This window comes from Blastococcus sp. PRF04-17, from assembly GCF_023016265.1.
In the GTDB taxonomy this organism is placed as follows: domain Bacteria; phylum Actinomycetota; class Actinomycetes; order Mycobacteriales; family Geodermatophilaceae; genus Blastococcus_B.
The window spans coordinates 4,221,740-4,234,349 of record NZ_CP095412.1 but is presented as its reverse complement, the minus strand read 5'-3'; the positions used below and the strand labels follow the sequence as shown (position 1 = coordinate 4,234,349).

Sequence of the window (12,610 nt, the reverse complement as noted above, 5' to 3'; positions counted from 1 at the left end):
CGGCGAACACTCGGTGCATGACCACCACGGAGATCACCTCGGGGAGGGCCCGCATCGCCGAGCCGGGCGAGGGCATCGGGCTGGACGAGCTCCAGCTCGCCACCCGCAACCACGGCATGCCGCTCGAGGCGCTGCGCTACGACGTCACCCCGCCGGGGCTGCACTACGTGCTGACCCACTACGACATCCCGGCCGTCGACACGTCGACATGGCGACTCCTCGTCGGTGGCGCCGTGGACCGGCCGCTCCGCCTGTCCCTCGAGGAGCTCCAGCGGCGTCCGGCCGTGACGGCCCGCGTGCTGCTCGAGTGCGCCGGCAACGGCCGTGCCCGCTACCAGCCGCGGCCGGTCAGCCAGCCGTGGCTGCTCGAGGCGGTCGGCACCGCCGAATGGACGGGCACGCCGCTGGCGCCGCTGCTGGAGGATGCCGGTCTCTCCCCCGAGGCGGTCGACGTCGCCTTCACCGGGGCCGACCACGGCCTCGAGCGCGGGGTCGAGCAGGACTACGCCCGCGGGCTGTCCCTGGCCGAGGCGTTGCGGCCCGACGTCCTGCTGGTGTGGGCGATGAACGGCGCGCCGCTGCCGCCACAGCACGGCGCTCCCCTGCGGCTGCTGGTGCCCGGCTGGTACGGCATGGCGCAGGTCAAGTGGCTCACCCGCGTCGACGTGCTGACCGAGCCGTTCACCGGCTTCCAGAACGCCACTGCGTACCGGCTCAAGGTCGACGCGCACGAGGACGGCGAGCCGGTGACCCGGATCCGCCCGCGGGCCCTGCTCGCCCCACCCGGGTGGCCGGACTTCATGACCCGCGAGCGCTTCGTCCGCGCGGGCACGGTGCCGCTCACGGGCCGCGCGTGGTCGGGCCGCGCGCCCGTCACCCGGGTCGAGGTCAGCACCGACGGCGGCGCGACCTGGGGGGACGCGAGGCTGGCGCCGGCCGACCCGGCGCACCCGTACGCCTGGCGGGCCTGGAGCCACGACTGGACGGCCCGGCCCGGGCGCACCGAGCTGCTGGCCCGGGCGACCGACGAGCGCGGCAGTCAGCCGGTCGAGCAGGAGTGGAACCGGCAGGGCATGGCGAACAACCTGGTCCAGCGGGTGCCGGTCACCGTGCTCGGCTGATCAGGCGAGCCGCCGGGCGCCCGGGGAGGGCACGACGTCGAACGTCCGCGGCTCGGCGTAGCCCTCGCGGGCGAACCGGTCGCGGACCGCCTCGGCCACCGCGCCGGCGCGGTCGCGGTCCACCAGCACCACCACGCTGCCGCCGAACCCGCCGCCGACCATCCGGGCGCCGTGCGCGCCGGACTCCAGCGCAGCGTCGACGCACGCGTCGAGCTCGACGGTGGAGATCTGGAAGTCGTCGCGCAGCGAGACGTGCCCCTCGGTCAGCACCGGCCCGATGGCGCGCGGGTCGTCGGCGTCGCGCAGGATCCCGACCACCTGCAGCACGCGGGCGTTCTCGGTGACGATGTGCCGGGCGCGGCGCAGCAGCACGTCGTCGTGCTCGAGCGCGGCGAGACCGGACACGTCGGCCACGTCACGCAGCGCCGGCACCCCGAGCCTCGCCGCGGCCTGCTCGCACTCCCGGCGCCGGTCGCCGTAGCCGCCGTCGGCGTGCGTGTGCGACGTGCCGGTGTCGACGACCAGCAGCTCGAGGCCCGAGGCGGTGAGGTCCAGCGGCACCTGCTCGGTGCGCAGCTCGCGGGTGTCCAGGAACAGCGCGTGCCCGGCGGTGCACAGCAGCGACGCGGACTGGTCGAGGATGCCGGTGGGCGCGCCCACGAAGTCGTTCTCCGATCGGCGGGCGAGGTCGACCAGATCGGTGCGGCTCAGCTCCGGGGCGACGAGGTCGTGCAGCGCCAGCGCGACCGAGCAGGTCAGCGCCGCCGAGGAGGACAGACCGGCCCCCACCGGCACGTCGGTGTCGACGAGCACGCTGATCCCGCCGGCGAGCCGGTCGCGGAGGCCGTGGACGACCCCGGCCGGATAGCCGGCCCAGCCCCCCGGGCGGCCGGGGGCCAGCTCGTCGACGGCCAGCTCCACGACCTCCCCGGCGCCCTGCAGCGAGGCCAGGGCGAGCCGGCCGTCCGTACGGCGGCCCACCGCCGCCCGGGTGGTGTGCGGCAGCGCCACCGGCAGGACGTAGCCGTCGTTGTAGTCGGTGTGCTCGCCGATGACGTTCACCCGGCCCGGCGCCGCCCACACGCCCTCCGGCGCGGCGTCGTACCGCTGGGTGAACGCCTCGCGTGCCCGGTGTGCGGCCGCCTGGTCGTCGGTCAGGTCGCTGGTCATGCGGTGACGACCGCGCGCAGCGCCGCCGCGACATCCTCGGGATTCGTGTCGGTGATGAAGGCCCCCTGGCCGGACTCGGAGCCGGCCAGGTACTTCAGCTTGCCCGGCGCGCGGCGCAGCGAGAACAGCTGCAGGTGCAGCCACCACTCGTCGCGACCGCTGCGGGGGGCCTGGTTCCACGAGGCGATGTAGGGCATGGGGGTGTCGAACCGGCGCGCGAACCGGCCCAGGACGTCGAGGTACACGTCGACGAAGGCGTCGCGGTCGGCGTCGTCGAGCTCCGGCACGTCGGCCACCCTGCGCAGCGGGAAGAACTGCACCTCGTACGGCCACCGCGCGGCGGCCGGGACGAACGCCGTCCACCGGTCGTTGGCGGCCACGACACGGGGGCCCGTCGACTCGGCCTCGACCACGTCGGCGAACAGGTCCCGGCCGGTCGCCTCGCGATGCCGCCGGACCGAGGCGAGCACCTTGCCCACCCGCGGCGTCAGGAAGGGGTAGGCGTAGATCTGCCCGTGCGGGTGGGAGAGGGTCACCCCGATCTCCTCGCCGTGGTTCTCGAAGCAGAAGACCTGCTCGACGCCGTCGACCGCCGAGAGCTCCGCCGTCCGCTCCGCCCAGACGTCGACCACCAGCCGCGCCCGGTCGGCGCCCAGCCGGGCGAACGAGCCGTCGTGCTCGCTGGTGAAGCAGACCACCTCGCACCGGCCGAACCCGGGGCGGACCTCGGCCAGCGGCGCGCCCTCGACGTGTGCGGGCACGTCGCGCTCGACGCCCGTGGCCAGCGAGGGGAACCGGTTCTCGAAGACGACCACCTGGTAGTCGGCCTCGGGGATCTCGGTCGGCCGGCCCGGCGTCGAGGGGCAGAGCGGACACTCGTCGGCCGGCGGCAGGAACGTGCGCGTCTGGCGGTGGGACGCGACGACCACCCACTCGTCGAGCAGGGCGTCGTACCGGAGCTGGGAGCGGGTGGCGACGGCGGGCAGGTCCCGGGTGTCGGAGGCCTCACGCGGCACCGGCTGGGCGTCGAAATAGAGGATCTCCCGGCCGTCGGCCAGGCGACGACTGGTCCTGATCACGAGGGCGACGCTATCCCCCGCGCTGATCCCGGGGCCACTCGGACCGCGGACGCCGAGAGCCCCCGACCGGAAGGTCAGGGGCTCTCGCGCGATGTAGCCCCGAAGGGATTCGAACCCTCGCTACCGCCGTGAGAGGGCGGCGTCCTAGGCCGCTAGACGACGGGGCCGTGCCGCTCCAGTCTGCCATGACGCACGAGGACCCCCGACCCGGGGGTCGGGGGTCCTCGATTGCGTAGCCCCGAAGGGATTCGAACCCTCGCTACCGCCGTGAGAGGGCGGCGTCCTGGGCCGCTAGACGACGGGGCCGTGCGGGTGGTGCGGAGAGGAACAGCGCTGCCAGGACGTCAGCTTCCTCGCTGGGGTACCAGGACTCGAACCTAGACTAACGGAACCAGAAACCGTCGGGCTGCCAATTACCCCATACCCCATGGGCGGCACCTCGCGGCGCCGCGCACGACCATACCTGACCGCTTCGCCGCCCGGAGGAACCCCCGGGCGAGAGCCGGGTCACCTCACCGGTGCGGGCGCGGCCGGGAGCACCGGTCGCAAGTCCTGGGCGGCGGTGTGCGTCTCGGGGCGCAGCCGCCGCGCGGCCCGCCGGACCAGCAGCACGTACGCGGCCATCGCCACCAGGCTGAGTGCCAGGTACAGCAGGCCGGTGCCCTCGGGGAGCTCGTCGGTGGCCACCCCGTCCCCGAGCGAGCCGGCCAGGACGAAGACGAGGACGTTGTTGACCGCGTGCAGCACGATCGCCGCCTCGAGACCACCGGTCAGCCAGACCACCGCCGAGGCGGCCAGGCCGAAGGCGAAGCGGTCCAGGAACGTGGGCCAGTCCGCCGGCACGTGCGCGACCGAGAACACCGCCGCGGTGACCAGCCCGGCGACCACGGCGCCGGCGCCCGGCCGCCGGAACCAGCCGGTGATCGCCTGGCTGAGGTAGCCGCGGAACAGGTACTCCTCGGCGGCCGACTGCAGGGGGTGGTGAACACGACCACGACCAGCAGCCAGCCGAAGGACTCCACCGGGCCGGTGAGTGCCCCGTCCCCCGCCAGGAAGGCGATGAGGACCGACAGCCCGATGCCGACGCCGATCGTCCCCAGCGCCACGAGGGTGAACGGCAGCATCAGCCGCCAGCGCAGCCGCGCCAGGACCGACGACGACCAGCCGGGGCGCAGTCCGTGGGCCACCGACCAGGCGAGCCACACCACCGGGACGGCGACGATGAGCGAGAGGTTGGTGACCAGCAGGACGGCGGGATCGACCAGGTCGAGCAGCTGCAGGTCCGGCGCGATGCCGGTCACGACGGCGAGCAGGACGACCACGGCGGCCGCGACCAGGTAGACGACCGCGATCAGCAGCAGCCCGAGGAGCGGTCGCCACCACGCCCAGTCGCGGGTGCGCATGGCGCGCAGGAACGGCTGGGGGACGTCGTGCGGCGGCGTCCCCGGTGGAGGCGCCCAGCGCACGGCAGGGAGCGGGGGTGGGGGCGACAGCCAGGTCGGTGGCGGTGGCTGCCACATCGGCTGCCACGCGGGCCGCGCCGGCACGTGCTGCGGCCGCAGCATCGGCGGCGGACCGGCGTACGGCTCGTCCTCGGGGGGTGTCCCCCACGGTCGGGTCATCCGGCCGCCGGCTGCCCGGCCACCGCGCGCGCGGCGTCGAGGCGCGCCAAGGTCTGCTCTCGGCCGAGCAGCTCGATCGACTCGTACAGCGGGGGCGACACCGTCCGGCCGCTGACCGCGACCCGCACCGGACCGAAGGCCTGCCGCGGCTTGCGGCCCAGGCCCTCGACCAGCGCGGTCCTCAGCGCCTCCTCGATCGACGCCGTCGACCAGTCGTCCAGGTCCTCGAGCGCGGCCGTCGCCGCCGTGAGCACCTCGGCGGCATCGGCGCCGGCGAGCTGCTTGTCCGCGGCCGCGGGGTCGATCGCGACGTCGTCCACGAAGAGGAACCCGAGCAGGGTGACGGCGTCGGAGAGGACGATCATGCGCTCCTGGGCCAGCGGCGCGATCGCACGGAGCACCCGGTCCTGCTCGGGGGTCGGCGGGTCGCTGACCAGCCCCGCGCCCGCCAGGAAGGGCACCACGCGGGCGACGAAGTCGTCGACCGGCAGCGCCCGCAGGTGCGCGGCGTTGATCGCCTCGGCCTTCTTCAGGTCGAAGCGGGCGGGGTTCGCGCTGACGCGCGTCACGTCGAAGGCCTCGACCATCTCCTGCACGGAGAAGACGTCCCGGTCCTCGGCGATCGACCAGCCGAGCAGCGCCAGGTAGTTGACCAGGCCCTCGGGGAGGAAACCGCGCTCGCGGTAGACGTCGAAGTTCGACTGCGGATCGCGCTTGGACAGCTTCTTGTTGCCCTCGCCGTTGACCAGCGGCAGGTGGCCGAACCGCGGCGTGCCGGCGGCGACGCCGATGTCGGTGAGCGCCGCGTACAGCGCGAGTTGGCGCGGCGTCGAAGGCAGCAGGTCCTCGCCGCGCAGCACGTCGGTGACCCCCATCAGGGCGTCGTCCACCGGGTTCACGAACGGGTACAGCGGCACTCCGTTGCCCCGCACCAGCACGAAGTCCGGCACCGAGCCGGAGGCGAAGCGCACCTCGCCGCGCACGAGGTCGGTCCAGACCAGGTCCTCGTCCGGCATGCGCAGCCGCAGCACCGGCTGGCGTCCCTCGGCGCGGAACGCCGCCTTCTGCGCCTCGGTCAGGTGGCGGTCGTGGTTGTCGTAGCCGAGCTTCGGGTCCTGGCCGGCCGCGAGACGGCGGGCGTCGACCTCCTCGTTGGTCGAGAACGACTCGTAGGCGTGGCCGGCGGCGAGCAGCTTCGCGGCGACCTCGCGGTAGACGTCGTGCCGCTCCGACTGCCGGTACGGGCCGTTCGGCCCGCCCACCTCCGGGCCCTCGTCCCAGTCGAGGCCGAGCCAGCGCAGGCAGTCCAGCAGGTGCCGGTAGGACTCCTCCGAGTCCCGCGCGGCGTCGGTGTCCTCGATCCGGAGGAGGAACGCGCCGCCGGTGTGCCGCGCGTGGGCCCAGTTGAACAGCGCGGCGCGCATGACGCCGACGTGCACCAGCCCCGTCGGCGAGGGGCAGAAGCGGGTCTTGACGGTCATCGCAGGCCGCCGGCGGTCGAGACGGGCTCTGCGGCGGTGACCGAGTTGGACAGCGTGCCGAGGCCCTGGATCGTCACGTCCACCCGCTGCCCCGGCCGGATCGGCCCGACGCCGGACGGCGTCCCGGTCAGGACGACGTCGCCGGGCAGCAGGGTCATGACCCGGGAGATGTAGGAGATCAGCGTCGGGACGTCGAAGATCAGCTGGCTGGTGCGGCCCTGCTGGCGCCGCTCCCCGTCGACGTCGCAGGTCACCTCGAGGTCCGCCGGGTCCAGGCCGAGGGCCGACAGGTCGGTCTCGATCCACGGCCCGATCGGGCAGAACGAGTCGAAGCCCTTCGCGCGGGTCCACTGCCCGTCGCTCTTCTGCATGTCCCGTTCGGTCACGTCGTTGCCGATCGTGTAGCCGAAGATGCTGGCCGGCACCTGCTCCGGGGTGACGTTCCGCGCGCCGCGGGCGCCGATGACCACCGCGAGCTCGGCCTCGTGGTGCACGTTGGTGCTGCCCGGGGGGATGCGGATCGCGTCGCCGGGACCGATCACCGACGTGGACGGCTTGAGGAACAGCAGCGGCTCCTTGGGGGCCTCCCCGGTGTTCATCTCCGCGATGTGCGCGGCGTAGTTCTTCCCGACGCACACCACCTTGCTGGGCAGGATCGGCGAGAGCAGGCGGATGTCGGCCTGGGCGTACCGGGCGCCGGTGAAGGAGATCTGGCCGAACGGGTGCCCCTCGATCTGGGCCACCTGGCCGTCCCCGTCGAGAACGCCGAAGGACATGCCCTGAGGTGAGGCGAAACGGACGATGCGCACGACGCGAGGTTAGTCGCCGGGCGGGGCCGCCCCCTCCGCCCTACCGTGACGATCATGGCCTGCCGGTTCAGCGAAGTCGTCGTCGACTGCCGCGACCCCGACGCGCTCGCCGCGTTCTGGTCCGCCGTCCTCGACTACCGCGTCCTCTCCCGCGACGACGGCGAGGTCGAGATCGGCCCGGAGGCCGGCTTCGGCGGCGCCGCCCCGACGATCGTCTTCGGCAGGGTGCCCGACCCGATGCCCGGCAAGCTCCGCTGGCACATCGACGTCAACCCGACCGACCGCGACCAGGACGCCGAACTGCGACGACTGCTCGACCTGGGCGCAGTGCCCGCCGACGTCGGCCAGACCGGCGAGGAGAGCTGGCACGTGCTTGCCGACCCGGAGGGCAACGAGTTCTGCCTGCTGCGCCGCAGGCTCGATCCACTCTGAAGGAGCTGCTGTGATCCTGATCGTCGTCAAGTTCCCCGTCCGCCCGGACAAGGCCGGTGAGTGGGAGCAACTGTCCGCGGACTACGCCCGCGCGGTGAACTCCGAGGAGGGCAGCCTCTTCTTCGAGTGGTCGCGCAGCGTCGAGGACCCCGACACCTGGGTCTGCATCGAGGGGTTCCGCGACGCGGACGCCGGCGGTGCGCACGTGCAGACCCAGGCGTTCAAGGACTTCGTGGACACGGCGCCCGACATCGTGTCGGCGCAACCGCAGATCATCTACGTCGACGCCCCCGACGTCAGTGGCTTCGGCCCCATGGGCGAGATCCAGCCGCGCAGCTGAGTCACGGAGCGGGGCGGCGCAGGACGGCGTAGGTCAGGGCGTCGACCAGGGCGTGCCAGGACGCCTCGACGATGTTGTCGTGGACGCCCACGGTGGTCCACTCGCCCACACCGTCCGTGGTGGTGATGAGCACGCGGGTGGTGGCGCTCGTGCCGCCCTTCCAGCCCAGGATGCGGACCTTGTAGTCGGCCAGCGCGACGTCGGCCAACTGCGGGTGACGCTCGACCAGCGCCTGCCGCAGCGCGTTGTCCAGCGCGTTGACCGGACCGTTGCCCTCGGCGGTGCAGATGATCCGCTCGCCGTCGACGTGGACCTTCACGGTCGCCTCGCTGACGACGACGCCGTTGCCCCAGTGCTCGACGGAGGTCTTGTAGCTCTCCAGCTCGAACAGCGGCGGCGGGGAGCCGGGCAGCTCGGCGCGCAGCAGCAGCTCGAACGACGCGTCCGCGGCCTCGAACGACCAGCCGTCGGCCTCCAGCACCTTCACCTGGTCGACCACGCGGCTGATCGCGTCGGGGTGGCCGTCCAGGTCCACGCCCAGCTCGCGGCCCTTGAGCTCGACCGACGCGCGGCCGGCCATCTCGGTGACGAGGATGCGCATGTCGTTGCCGACGACGGCGGGGTCGAGGTGGTTGTACAGCTCCGGGCTCACCTTGATGGCGCTGGCGTGCAGCCCGGCCTTGTGCGCGAACGCCGAGGCGCCGACGAACGGCTGGTGGTCGTCGGGCGCGATGTTGGCCAGCTCGGCGATGGCGTGGCTGACCCGCTGGAGCTCGGGCAGGCACTCGGGCGGCACGACCGGCAGGCCCATCTTGGTCACGAGGTTGCCGATGAGCGCGAAGGTGTCGGCGTTGCCCGCCCGCTCGCCGTAGCCGTTGGCGGTGCCCTGCACGTGGGTGACGCCGGCCTCGACCGCGGCGAGGGAGTTGGCGACCGCGCAGCCGGTGTCGTCCTGGCAGTGGATGCCGAGCCTGCCGCTGGTGCGCGCCCGCACGTCGGCGACCACGCGGCCGACGCCCATCGGCAGCATGCCGCCGTTGGTGTCGCACATGACCCCGACCTCGGCACCCGCGGCGAACGCCGTCTCCAGGACCTGCACGCCGTAGTCGGGATCGTGGGCGTAGCCGTCGAAGAAGTGCTCGCAGTCGAGGAACACCCGCCGCCGTGGCGGACGAAGAACTCCACGGTGTCGCGCACCATGGCGAGGTTCTCCTCCAGGGTCGTCCGCAGGGCCTCGCGGACGTGCCGGACGTCGGACTTCGCGACCAGGCAGACCACGGGCGTCTCGGCGTCGAGGAGGGCACGCACCTGGGCGTCGTCCTCGACGCGGACGCCGGCCTTGCGCGTGGCGCCGAAGGCGACCAGCTGGGCGTGGCGCAGCTTGAGCTCGGTGCGGGCCCGGGCGAAGAACTCGGTGTCCTTCGGCAGCGCGCCCGGCCAGCCGCCCTCGATGAACCCGACCCCGATCTCGTCCAGCAGGCGCGCGACCGCGAGCTTGTCGGCGACGGAGTAGCTGACGCCCTCGCGCTGCGCGCCGTCGCGCAGGGTGGTGTCGAAGACGTGGAAGTCGAGATCAGTGGCGAGGTCGGTGGACACGCGGTGCTCCTGGGTGGACGAGGTGCTCCCGGCAAACAAAAAGACCCCCGGGAACGGGAGGTCTGCGCGCAGTCGGGAACGGACTGCGCGCTAGGCGATAATGATCGAGGTCGAGGCGGCCATCGCTGTCAGTAAAGCACGGACCGCGGAATCCGTGGGACAACCACCGCCGTGCCGTCCCGGTCGGCGACCTGCTGCGGACCGGACCGGCGGCCTGAGCCTCAGCCGGAGGCGAGAGCGGCGAGCCGGTCGCCGACGTCCGAGGTCTTGACCGGCCCCTGCGGAGCACGGGTGGACAGGTCGAACGATACCGCGGCGTTCACCTTCTTCGCCTGGTCGCTGCGACCCAGGTGGTCGAGCAGCAGGCCGACGGAGAGGACGGCGGCCGTCGGGTCGGCGATCCCCTGACCGGCGATGTCGGGCGCCGACCCGTGCACCGGCTCGAACATGCTCGGGTTGGTTCCCGACACGTCCAGGTTGCCGCTGGCCGCCAGGCCGATCCCGCCGGTCACCGCGGCGGCGATGTCGGTGACGATGTCGCCGAACAGGTTGTCGGTGACGATGACGTCGTACCGGCCCGGGTCGGTGATGAAGAACATCGAGGCGGCGTCGACGTGCTGGTAGGCGACGGTGACCTCGGGGAACTCCGCCCCGACCTCCTCGACCGTGCGCGACCACAGCCCGCCGGCATGGGTGAGCACGTTGGTCTTGTGGATGAGCGTGAGGTGCTTGCGGGGCCGCGCGACGGCCCGCTCGAAGGCGTACCGGACGACCCGTTCCACGCCGAAGGCGGTGTTCAGCGAGACCTCGGTCGCGACCTCCTGCGGGGTGTCCTTGCGCAGCACCCCGCCGTTGCCGACGTAGGGCCCCTCGGTGCCCTCGCGGACGCAGAGCATGTCGACGGTGCCGGGATCGGCCAGCGGGCTGGCGACGCCGTCGAACAGCCGCGCCGGACGCAGGTTGACGTGGTGGTCGAGCTCGAACCGCAGCCGCAGCAGCAGCCCGCGCTCGAGGATGCCCGGCGGCACCCCGGGGTCGCCGACGGCGCCGAGGAGGATCGCGTCGTGCCCGCGGAGCTCGTCGAGCACCGTGTCGGGCAGCAGCTCGCCGGTGCGCTGCCAGCGGGCGGCGCCCAGGTCGTACTCGGTGCTCTCGACGTCGGGAGCCACCTCGCGGAGGACCTTCAGGGCCTCCGCGACGACCTCGGGGCCGATGCCGTCTCCAGGGATCACTGCCAGGCGCATGGGTTCGAACCCTAGGTCAGAGCAGGTTGAGGTCGGCGGCGCGGGCCTCGCGCGCGCCGATCCGGCCGGCGATCTCGCCCAGCAGTTCGGCCGGCACCCGGCTGTCCACGGTGACCGCCATCAGTGCCTCGCCACCGCGCGTCGTGCGGCTGACCTGCGCCCCGGCGATGTTGATGCCCGCCTCGCCGAGCGCCGCACCGACCGCGCCGACCACGCCGGGCCGGTCGGTGTAGACGAAGAAGAGCAGGTAGCCCGACAGGTCCAGGTCGATGTCGAACCCGTTGACCTCGGTCAGCTTGGGCACCTGGTTCTTGCCGAACAGCGTGCCCGACACGGTCACCTGGGTGCCGTCGGCCATGGCGCCGCGCACGGCGATGAGGTTGCGGTAGTCGGGGCTCTCGACGTCGCTGGACAGCGTGGCCTCCAGCCCGCGCTGCTCGGCGAGCAGCGGGGCGTTGACGTAGGTCACCTGCTCCTCGACCACGTCGGAGAAGACGCCCTTGAGGACGGCGAGCTGCACGACCGACACGTCGTACTCGGCGATCTTGCCGCGGGCCTCGACGTTGACCGACTGGGCGAGCCCGCCGGCGACCGCGGTGAAGACCAGGCCCAGCTTCTCGGCCAGCGGCAGCCCGGGCCGGACGTCCTCGGCCACCACACCACCGGCCTGGACGTTGACCGCGTCGGGCACGAACTCGCCCTGCAGGGCCAGCCGCACCGACTGCGCCACCGCGGTGCCGGCCTTGTCCTGCGCCTCGGTGGTGCTGGCGCCCAGGTGCGGCGTCACGACGGTGTTGGGCAGGCCGAACAGCGGGCTGTCGGTGCACGGCTCCTTGGCGTACACGTCGATGCCCGCCGCACCGACCTGACCGGACTTGAGGGCGTCGGCCAGCGCCGCCTCGTCGATCAGGCCGCCCCGGGCGGCGTTGACGACGATCACTCCGCGCTTGGTCATCGCCAGCTGCTCGGCGCCGATCAGGCCCACGGTCTCCGGCGTCTTCGGCAGGTGGATGGAGATGAAGTCCGCCTCGCGGAGCAGCTCCTCGAGCGAGACCAGGCGGACGCCGAGCTGCGCGGCGCGGCCGGGCTGGATGTAGGGGTCGTAGGCGATGAGCGTGACCCCGAAGGCGGCCAGCCGCTGGGCGAACAGCACACCGATGCGGCCGAGGCCCACCACGCCGACGGTCTTGTCGGTGACCTCGACGCCCATGAACTTCGACCGCTTCCACTGCCCCTCGCGCAGGGTCGCGTCGGCGGCGGGGATCTGGCGCGCAGCGGCGAGCAGCAGCGCGACGGCGTGCTCCGCGGCGCTGGTGATGTTGGAGGTCGGCGCGTTGACGACCATGACGCCGCGCTCGGTGGCGGCGGCGACGTCCACGTTGTCCAGGCCGATGCCCGCCCGGGCGACCACCTTGAGGTTGGGGGCCGCGGCCAGCGCCTCGGCGTCGATCTGGGTGGCGCTGCGGATCATCACGGCCGCCGCGTCGGCCAGCGCCGGCAGGAGCGCGGCGCGGTCCGCACCGTCCACGTGCCGGATCTCGACGTCGGACCCGAGCACCTCCAGGACGCTGGGAGCGAGCTCTTCGGCGATGAGGACGACGGGCATGGTTCCCGGCAGGGTGGCGGTCACAGGCGCACAGCCTAGGAGCGTCCGCACAGTGGGACGACACCGCACCGGGCGCCGTGTCCCCGTCAGGGGTGCTTGTGCGGGCTGAG

Annotated in this window: 11 protein-coding genes, 3 tRNA genes and 1 pseudogene; 3 read left to right on the top strand and 12 right to left on the bottom strand. The window is 73.0% G+C overall.

The window, feature by feature from the left end; translation table 11 throughout:
- The first annotated feature begins 17 nt into the window (after positions 1–17).
- Entirely contained in the window at positions 18–1,121 is a 1,104-nt protein-coding gene (locus MVA48_RS21505; protein ID WP_246983441.1) for a sulfite oxidase, read from the top strand.
- Here the strand turns inward: MVA48_RS21505 and galK are convergent, their stop codons facing one another.
- The 8 genes from galK to MVA48_RS21465 all read right to left on the bottom strand — a co-directional run bounded on the left by galK (position 1,122) and on the right by MVA48_RS21465 (position 7,282).
- Positions 1,122–2,291, bottom strand: a complete 1,170-nt coding sequence (galK, locus tag MVA48_RS21500) for a galactokinase (RefSeq protein ID WP_246983439.1) — start codon at positions 2,289–2,291, stop codon at positions 1,122–1,124.
- Entirely contained in the window at positions 2,288–3,370 is a 1,083-nt protein-coding gene (galT, locus tag MVA48_RS21495; RefSeq protein ID WP_246983437.1) for a galactose-1-phosphate uridylyltransferase, read from the bottom strand. Before galT ends, galK begins: the two co-directional genes overlap by 4 nt.
- A gap of 94 nt (positions 3,371–3,464) precedes the next feature.
- Positions 3,465–3,537: transfer RNA gene (locus MVA48_RS21490), tRNA-Glu, on the bottom strand.
- Between the two features lie 66 nt (positions 3,538–3,603).
- A tRNA-Glu gene (locus MVA48_RS21485) sits at positions 3,604–3,676 on the bottom strand.
- A 50-nt stretch (positions 3,677–3,726) separates the two neighbouring features.
- Positions 3,727–3,798: transfer RNA gene (locus MVA48_RS21480), tRNA-Gln, on the bottom strand.
- 79 nt (positions 3,799–3,877) lie between these two features.
- On the bottom strand, positions 3,878–4,573 hold the full coding sequence (locus MVA48_RS21475) for a CPBP family intramembrane glutamic endopeptidase (protein WP_246983435.1): 696 nt from the start codon (positions 4,571–4,573) through the stop codon (positions 3,878–3,880).
- Between the two features lie 415 nt (positions 4,574–4,988).
- On the bottom strand, positions 4,989–6,473 hold the full coding sequence (gene gltX / locus MVA48_RS21470) for a glutamate--tRNA ligase (RefSeq protein WP_246983434.1): 1,485 nt from the start codon (positions 6,471–6,473) through the stop codon (positions 4,989–4,991).
- A complete protein-coding gene (locus tag MVA48_RS21465; protein ID WP_246983432.1) occupies positions 6,470–7,282 on the bottom strand; it encodes a fumarylacetoacetate hydrolase family protein in 813 nt (270 codons plus the stop codon). The genes gltX and MVA48_RS21465 overlap by 4 nt, the downstream gene beginning before the upstream one ends.
- A 54-nt stretch (positions 7,283–7,336) precedes the next feature.
- On the opposite strand from MVA48_RS21465, the gene MVA48_RS21460 reads away from it, so the two are divergent.
- Both MVA48_RS21460 and MVA48_RS21455 read left to right on the top strand, forming a co-directional pair.
- Positions 7,337–7,714: a VOC family protein gene (locus MVA48_RS21460; protein WP_246983430.1), complete on the top strand. Its 378-nt coding sequence runs from the start codon at positions 7,337–7,339 to the stop codon at positions 7,712–7,714.
- A gap of 10 nt (positions 7,715–7,724) precedes the next feature.
- Positions 7,725–8,054, top strand: a complete 330-nt coding sequence (locus tag MVA48_RS21455; RefSeq protein WP_246983428.1) for a putative quinol monooxygenase — start codon at positions 7,725–7,727, stop codon at positions 8,052–8,054.
- A gap of 1 nt (position 8,055) precedes the next feature.
- Here the strand turns inward: MVA48_RS21455 and MVA48_RS21450 are convergent, their stop codons facing one another.
- The 4 genes and pseudogenes from MVA48_RS21450 to serA form a co-directional block, all read right to left on the bottom strand.
- Positions 8,056–9,210, bottom strand: coding sequence for an alpha-isopropylmalate synthase regulatory domain-containing protein (locus MVA48_RS21450; protein ID WP_246983426.1), 1,155 nt, complete (start codon positions 9,208–9,210; stop codon positions 8,056–8,058).
- A gap of 41 nt (positions 9,211–9,251) precedes the next feature.
- Positions 9,252–9,650: pseudogene (locus MVA48_RS23655) on the bottom strand (citramalate synthase); the annotation flags it as partial.
- 221 nt (positions 9,651–9,871) lie between these two features.
- Entirely contained in the window at positions 9,872–10,894 is a 1,023-nt protein-coding gene (locus MVA48_RS21440; protein WP_246983422.1) for a 3-isopropylmalate dehydrogenase, read from the bottom strand.
- Between the two features lie 16 nt (positions 10,895–10,910).
- A complete protein-coding gene (gene serA / locus MVA48_RS21435) occupies positions 10,911–12,524 on the bottom strand; it encodes a phosphoglycerate dehydrogenase (RefSeq protein ID WP_246983420.1) in 1,614 nt (537 codons plus the stop codon).
- Positions 12,525–12,610: the final 86 nt, after the last annotated feature.

Excerpts from the sequence above, each read along its gene's own strand:
- MVA48_RS21505 (WP_246983441.1), top strand. The coding sequence starts at position 18 with ATGACCACCACGGAGATCACCTCGGGGAGGGCCCGCATCGCCGAGCCG.
- galK (WP_246983439.1), bottom strand. The coding sequence starts at position 2,291 with ATGACCAGCGACCTGACCGACGACCAGGCGGCCGCACACCGGGCACGC.
- gltX (WP_246983434.1), bottom strand. The coding sequence starts at position 6,473 with ATGACCGTCAAGACCCGCTTCTGCCCCTCGCCGACGGGGCTGGTGCAC.
- MVA48_RS21460 (WP_246983430.1), top strand. The coding sequence starts at position 7,337 with ATGGCCTGCCGGTTCAGCGAAGTCGTCGTCGACTGCCGCGACCCCGAC.
- MVA48_RS21440 (WP_246983422.1), bottom strand. The coding sequence starts at position 10,894 with ATGCGCCTGGCAGTGATCCCTGGAGACGGCATCGGCCCCGAGGTCGTC.